Consider the following 5,834-nt stretch of genomic DNA (forward strand, 5'->3'; position numbering starts at 1 on the left):
CGAAAGCGAACCTACCCGGGCGAGTCAGCCAGCCAGGTCGTCGAGCGCCCGCTCCAGGTCGTGCCACAGGTCGTCGACGTCCTCGATGCCGACCGAGAGCCGCACCAGCGCGTCGGGGATCGTGGCCGGCTCGGTCTTCCAGCGCCGGCGCCGCTCGAACGTCGACTCCACTCCGCCCAGGGATGTCGCGTGCACCCACAGCGTCGTCTTGTGCACCAGCAGGTCTGCGGCGAGAGCCCCTTGCCCGAGGACGATCGCGACGATCCCGCCGAAGCCGGGGTAGCGCACCTCCTCGACAGCCGGGTGCCCCGAGAGCCGGCGGGCGAGCTCGGTGGCGTTGGCCTGCGCCCGCTCCACGCGCAGGTGGAGGGTGCGCAGGCCGCGCAGCGCGAGCCACGCCTCGAGGGTGCCGGGGATCGCCCCGACCAGGTCGCGCCGGCCCTTCAGGACGTCGTACAGCTGGTCGTCGCGGGTGACGACGGCGCCGAGGAGCACGTCGCTGTGCCCGGAGAGGAACTTCGTCGCCGAGTGCACGACGAGGTCGACGTCCATCTCGAGGGGCCGCTGGAGCAGGGGAGTGGCGAAGGTGTTGTCGACGACGACGTAGGCGCCGGCATCGTGCGCGGCGGCCCTGATGGTGGGGATGTCGGCGAGCTCGAGGGCCGGGTTGGTCGGCGACTCCAGCCAGACCAGGGCCGCCCCGTCGCACGCGGCCACCATGGCGTCGGTGTCGGTCACGTCGACCAGCTGCGCGTCGAGCCGGCCCCTGGCCTCGAGGTCGGCGAGCTGCATGATGCTGCCGAGGTAGGCGTGGCGGGGCGCGACGACCTTGGCGCCCTGGCCGACGAGGTCGAGCACCGTCGACACCGCCGCGAGCCCGGAGGCGAAGGACAGGCAGCGCCCGCCCTCGAGCGCGCCGAGCGTCTCCTCGAAGGCGGTCCACGTCGGGTTCGCGTAGCGCCCGTACTCGAGGTCGCCGCCCGCGACGTACGTCGAGGCCATGGTGAGCGGGGTGTTCAGGGGCGCGTCCGGCTGCTTCTCCGGGCGTCCCGCGGTGACCGCGACAGTGGAGGGCTTCAGGGCGGGCGCGTCCTCGGTCATGCCGACGAGCGTAGGTGGATAGGGTCGGTGCGATGAACGCGCCCACCCGCAAGCCCCGCGTCGCCCTCGTGTTCGGTGGGCGTTCCTCCGAGCACGGCATCTCCTGCGTCACGGCCGGGAGTGTGCTGGCCGCGATCGACCGCGACGCCTACGACGTGGTCCCGGTGGGCATCGCCACCGACGGCCGCTGGGTGCTGGAGGCGGACGAGCCGGGTCGGCTCGCGATCCGCGGGAACGACCTGCCCGAGGTCGACTCGGCCGGCTCGCCGGTGGCCCTCATGGGCGCGACGACGGGCACCGACCTCGTGGTCGCCGAACCGTCCAGCGTGCCGTCGGTCATCGGCGAGGTCGACGTGGTCTTCCCGCTCCTGCACGGTCCCTGGGGTGAGGACGGAACCCTGCAGGGGATGCTCGAGATGGCCGGGGTGCGCTACGTCGGCTCCGGCGTCCTGGCCTCGGCGGTCGGCATGGACAAGGCCTACATGAAGGTCGTGCTCCAGGCGGCCGGGCTGCCGGTGACACCGGGCATCGTGGTCACCCGCGCGGAGTGGGACCAGGACCCCGTCGGCACCCGCGCCCGCGTCGAGGCCCTCGGCTTCCCGAGCTTCGCCAAGCCGGCCCGCGCCGGGTCGAGCATGGGGATCAGCAAGGTCCACGACGTAGACGAGGTCGACGAGGCGATGGCCGAGGCCTTTCGCCACGATCCCAAGGTGCTGGTCGAGCAGTCGATGGAAGGGTCGCGCGAGGTCGAGTGCGGCGTGCTCGGCACGCTCGAGGGACCGGCCGAGACCTCGCGTCCCGGCGAGGTCCGCACAGGCGGTGACCACGAGTTCTACGACTTCGAGGCCAAGTACCTCGCTGACCAGCAGACCGAGATCGACATCCCCGCCGACCTCCCGCCCGGGACCGAGAAGGAGCTGCGTGACATGGCCGTGCGCGCCTTCGAGGCCCTCTCGTGCGAGGGCCTGGCGCGGGTCGACTTCTTCGTGACGCCGGACGGCTCGCTGGTGATCAACGAGCTCAACACCATGCCCGGGTTCACGCCCACCTCGATGTACCCCCAGCTGTGGGCGGCCTCGGGGATGACCTACCCCGAGCTGGTCGACCGGCTGATCCGGCTCGCACTGGCCCGCGACACCGGACTCCGCTGAGCGGATAGTCCCTCACGATCCGGTTGGCGACACGCCGTACGGACCAACCGTCGTGTTCGGGACTATCGAGATCGGCGGTCACTCGCACCGGTCGACCAGCCGCAGGTGCTGCCGGACCGGGTCGGCCAGCCCGGCCATGACCGACGCGACCCCCTCGGGCCGGTAGTCGCCGGGGACGGAGACCCGGACGACGGGCCGGTACCCCGCCGCCGTCAGGGTGGCCGTTGCCGACTGGTCGGTCTCGGCGTCGGCCGGGACGAACCAGCCGACACCGTTGGCCTCGACGCACTGCGCGAACCGGTCGAAGTCGTCGGGGAGCGCACCGCCGCAGGTGAGCACGATCGCCGGTTCGCCCCAGGCGGCGCCGAGCGCTCCCTCGCCGGCGACGGCCCGTTCCTGCTCTCCCGCCAGCTCCGGAGGCAGGTCGGCGAGGAGCCGCTCACAGGTCACGCGGGCCGCCGGGCCGACGTCGGGCGAGGAGACGGAGACCGGCTCGTCAGCGCACCCGGCGAGGGCCAGCAGGAGCCCGGACACGGCGACGCCCCGGACCCGTCGGGGTCCGGGGCGTCGACAAGACATCCAGCCGGTCAGATGTGCACGACCGGGCAGGTGAGGGTGCGGGTGATGCCGTCGAGGTTCTGGACCTTGGACACGACGAGCTTCCCGAGCTCGTCGACGTTGCGGGCCTCGGCGCGCACGATCACGTCGTACGGTCCGGTGACGTCCTCGGCCAGCGTCACGCCCTTGACCGTCGCGATCTCGCGGGCCACTTCGGCGGCCTTGCCGACGTCGGTCTGGATCAGGATGTACGCCTGGACGACCATCGTGGACTCCTCGTCTCGTGCGGGTCTGTGTCGCGGGCCAACCTATCGTGGACCGAGGAGCTCTCGATAGGTCCCCTCGTGGGCGGGGCAGGCACTGGTCTGGTGGGATGGCGCCATGACCTTCCCCCCCGACGCGACAGTGGCCGACGCAGGAGAGTTCGGGCTGATCGAGGCGCTCACGGGGATCTTCGAGCAGGGCGACCAGGTTCTGGTGGGGCCCGGCGACGACGCCGCGGTGCTGAGGGTGCGCACGGGCCACGTCGTCGTGTCGACGGACCTGATGGTCGAGGGACGCCACTTCCGCCGCGACTGGGTGTCGGCGGCCGACGTGGGCCACCGCGCCGCCGCGCAGAACCTCTCCGACATCAACGCGATGGGTGGGCGCGCGACGTCGCTCACGATCGCGCTGGCAGCCCCGGCCGACCTGCCCGCGCAGTGGGCCCTCGACTTCGCGCGCGGGTTCGCCGAGGAGTGCTCCCTCGTCGGTGCCTCCGTCGTCGGAGGGGACCTGAGCCGGGCCGACCAGCTGGTGATCGCCGTGACCGTCCTCGGCGCCTGCACCGTGGCGCCCGTGGTCCGGTCCGGGGCTCGGCCCGGCGACGTGATGGCACTCTGCGGTCGCCAGGGATGGGCGGCCGGCGGCATGGCCGTGCTGGGACGCGGGTTCCGCTCCCCCCGGGTGCTGGTCGAGGCCTACCGCCGCCCCGAGCCGCCGTACGACGCCGGGCAGGTCGCCGCCGACGCCGGCGCCACCGCGATGATCGACGTCTCCGACGGGTTGCTGGCCGATGCCGGCCACATCGCCACCGCCTCCGGGGTCGCGCTCGACGTGCACCGCGACGCGTTCGAGCTGGCCGAGCCGCTGCAGGCGGTCGGCGCGGCCCTCGGCGCGGACCCGCTCCAGTTCGTGCTCGGCGGGGGAGACGACCACGCCCTGCTGGCCACGTTCCCGGACGGCTCGGTCCCGGAGGGCTGGATGGTCATCGGCACCGTGAGTGACGGCGTGGGGGTCACCGTCGACGGTGAGGAGTACGAGGGCCCGACCGGCTGGACCCACTTCTAGCCCCAAATGACGCTGACCCGCCCGAAAGTTTCGGGCGGGTCAGCGTTGAGACTGGGTCAGCGGGTGACCTTGCCGGCCTTCAGACAGCCGGTGCAGACGTTGAGCCGCTTGGGCGTGCCGTTGACCGTCGCCCGGACGCGCTGGATGTTGGGGTCGAAGCGACGCTTCGTGATCTTGCGCGACCAGGGTCGGTTGTTGCCGAAGCCCGGCTTCTTGGCGCAGATGTCACAGACGGCAGCCACCGTGAACTCCTGAAAGATCGAGGTTGGAACGAGAGGGCCCGGCATGGCGGGCAACCGCACCAGAGTATCCGACGCCCCTGCCGACGTGCGAATCGTCGCCTGCCGCAGCAGGACGGTCCCGAGAGACTAACCTGAGGCCCCACGCAGGGCCCGATCCGGACCACCCGATCAGGAGGGACGAAGCAGCCGATGGAAGCGCCCACCGACGGCACCATCCGGCTCCCCACCGTGCTGCGCTTCGTCGACCTCGCCGCCGATGCGCTCGGCGCGGCGCGCGAGGAGATCGACGCCCTCAACGTGTATCCCGTGCCCGACGGTGACACCGGCACCAACATGTACCTCACCGTGTCGGCTGCCCGTGACGCCCTCCGCGACATCGTGCTGGGTGACCCGGGCGCCGACCTCTCCGCCGGGCTCCAGGCGTTCCGCCGCGGTGCGCTGCTGGGGGCTCGCGGCAACAGCGGGGTCATCCTCAGCGAGATGCTCGGCGCCTTCGCCCAGCGCGTCGCCGGCCGCGAGCCGGGGGAGCGCAACGCCACCGTCATGGCCGAGGCGATGATCCGGGCGAGCGAGGCGAGCTACGCCGCGGTGGGCGAGCCGGTCGAGGGGACCATCCTCACCGTGGCCCGTGCCGCCGCGGAGGCCGGCGCGGCCAGGGCCGACGACCACAACGCCCGCGCGCGGGACGTGATGGCGGCCGCCGCGGAGGCGGCGCGGGAGGCCCTGGCCCGGACCCCCGACCAGCTGGCGATCCTGCGCGAGGCCGGCGTCGTCGACGCCGGTGGTCGCGGGCTCAGCGTGATCCTCGACGCGGCGGAGACCGTCCTCACCGGACGCCGGCCGGTCCCGGTCACGACGCCGATCGGTCGCCCGACCATCCCGGTCCCGCAGCCGGCCGGGGACCTCACCGAGGACGGGCCGGCCTACGAGGTGATGTACCTGCTCGACGCCGAGGACGCCGCGATCCCGACGCTGCGCGAGTCGTTGACGCCGCTCGGCGACAGCCTGGTCGTGGTGGGCGGCCACGGGCTCTGGAACGTCCACGTGCACGTCGACGACGTCGGGGCGGCGCTGGAGGCCGGCATCGAGGCAGGCCGGCCGCACCGGGTCCGGGTCACCCACTTCGCCGAGCAGGTCGCCCAGCTGCGCCAGCGGACCGCTGTCCGCTCGGGCCGCCGGGTCGTCGCCGTCGCGGCCGGGCCCGGCCTGGAGGCGCTCTTCGCCGAAGCGGGCGCGGTGGTGGTGCCGGGCGGCCCCGGTCGCCGGCCCTCGACCGGCCAGCTGCTCGAGGCCATCACCGGCTGCGGTGCCGCCGAGGTGGTCGTCCTGCCCAACGACGCCGACACGGTGCGGGTGGCCGAGGTCGCCGCCCGGACGGCCGAGGAGGACGCGGCGGTACGGGTCGAGGTGATCGCCACCCAGGCGCAGGTCCAGGGACTCGCCGCGCTGGCGG

General features: G+C 73.1%; 7 protein-coding genes. 3 read left to right on the plus strand and 4 right to left on the minus strand.

Translation table 11 applies throughout. The features are described from left to right. Positions 1–24 precede the first annotated feature (24 nt). The gene (locus tag VFN12_RS00045; RefSeq protein ID WP_325116480.1) at positions 25–1,101 is read right to left on the minus strand and encodes a trans-sulfuration enzyme family protein; all 1,077 of its coding nucleotides are present in this window, start codon (positions 1,099–1,101) and stop codon (positions 25–27) included. Positions 1,102–1,133: 32 nt separating this feature from the next. Between VFN12_RS00045 and VFN12_RS00050 the strand changes: the two genes are divergently transcribed. After that, positions 1,134–2,252, plus strand: a complete 1,119-nt coding sequence (locus tag VFN12_RS00050; RefSeq protein WP_325116481.1) for a D-alanine--D-alanine ligase family protein — start codon at positions 1,134–1,136, stop codon at positions 2,250–2,252. Between the two features lie 78 nt (positions 2,253–2,330). Here VFN12_RS00050 and VFN12_RS00055 read toward each other — a convergent pair whose 3' ends face one another. After that, the gene (locus tag VFN12_RS00055) at positions 2,331–2,786 is read right to left on the minus strand and encodes a DUF3515 domain-containing protein (protein ID WP_325116482.1); all 456 of its coding nucleotides are present in this window, start codon (positions 2,784–2,786) and stop codon (positions 2,331–2,333) included. Between the two features lie 53 nt (positions 2,787–2,839). Beyond that, entirely contained in the window at positions 2,840–3,076 is a 237-nt protein-coding gene (locus tag VFN12_RS00060; RefSeq protein WP_325116483.1) for an Lrp/AsnC ligand binding domain-containing protein, read from the minus strand. A 115-nt stretch (positions 3,077–3,191) separates the two neighbouring features. On the opposite strand from VFN12_RS00060, the gene VFN12_RS00065 reads away from it, so the two are divergent. Beyond that, positions 3,192–4,139: a thiamine-phosphate kinase gene (locus VFN12_RS00065; protein WP_325116484.1), complete on the plus strand. Its 948-nt coding sequence runs from the start codon at positions 3,192–3,194 to the stop codon at positions 4,137–4,139. 56 nt (positions 4,140–4,195) lie between these two features. On the opposite strand, the gene rpmB is transcribed toward VFN12_RS00065, so the two are convergent. Next, positions 4,196–4,381 carry a 50S ribosomal protein L28 gene (rpmB, locus tag VFN12_RS00070; RefSeq protein ID WP_011756723.1) on the minus strand — a complete coding sequence of 62 codons (186 nt, stop codon included), beginning with the start codon at positions 4,379–4,381 and terminating at the stop codon, positions 4,196–4,198. Between the two features lie 189 nt (positions 4,382–4,570). Between rpmB and VFN12_RS00075 the strand changes: the two genes are divergently transcribed. Next, positions 4,571–5,834: DAK2 domain-containing protein (locus VFN12_RS00075; RefSeq protein ID WP_325116487.1), on the plus strand; the 1,264-nt coding region annotated here is incomplete at its 3' end.

The organism is Nocardioides sp. (genome assembly GCF_035703625.1).
In the GTDB taxonomy this organism is placed as follows: domain Bacteria; phylum Actinomycetota; class Actinomycetes; order Propionibacteriales; family Nocardioidaceae; genus Nocardioides.

Bases quoted from the DNA above. Each gene is read 5' to 3' on its own strand.
- VFN12_RS00065 (WP_325116484.1), top strand. From the start codon at position 3,192: ATGACCTTCCCCCCCGACGCGACAGTGGCCGACGCAGGAGAGTTCGGG.
- VFN12_RS00060 (WP_325116483.1), bottom strand. From the start codon at position 3,076: ATGGTCGTCCAGGCGTACATCCTGATCCAGACCGACGTCGGCAAGGCC.
- VFN12_RS00045 (WP_325116480.1), bottom strand. From the start codon at position 1,101: ATGACCGAGGACGCGCCCGCCCTGAAGCCCTCCACTGTCGCGGTCACC.
- VFN12_RS00050 (WP_325116481.1), top strand. From the start codon at position 1,134: ATGAACGCGCCCACCCGCAAGCCCCGCGTCGCCCTCGTGTTCGGTGGG.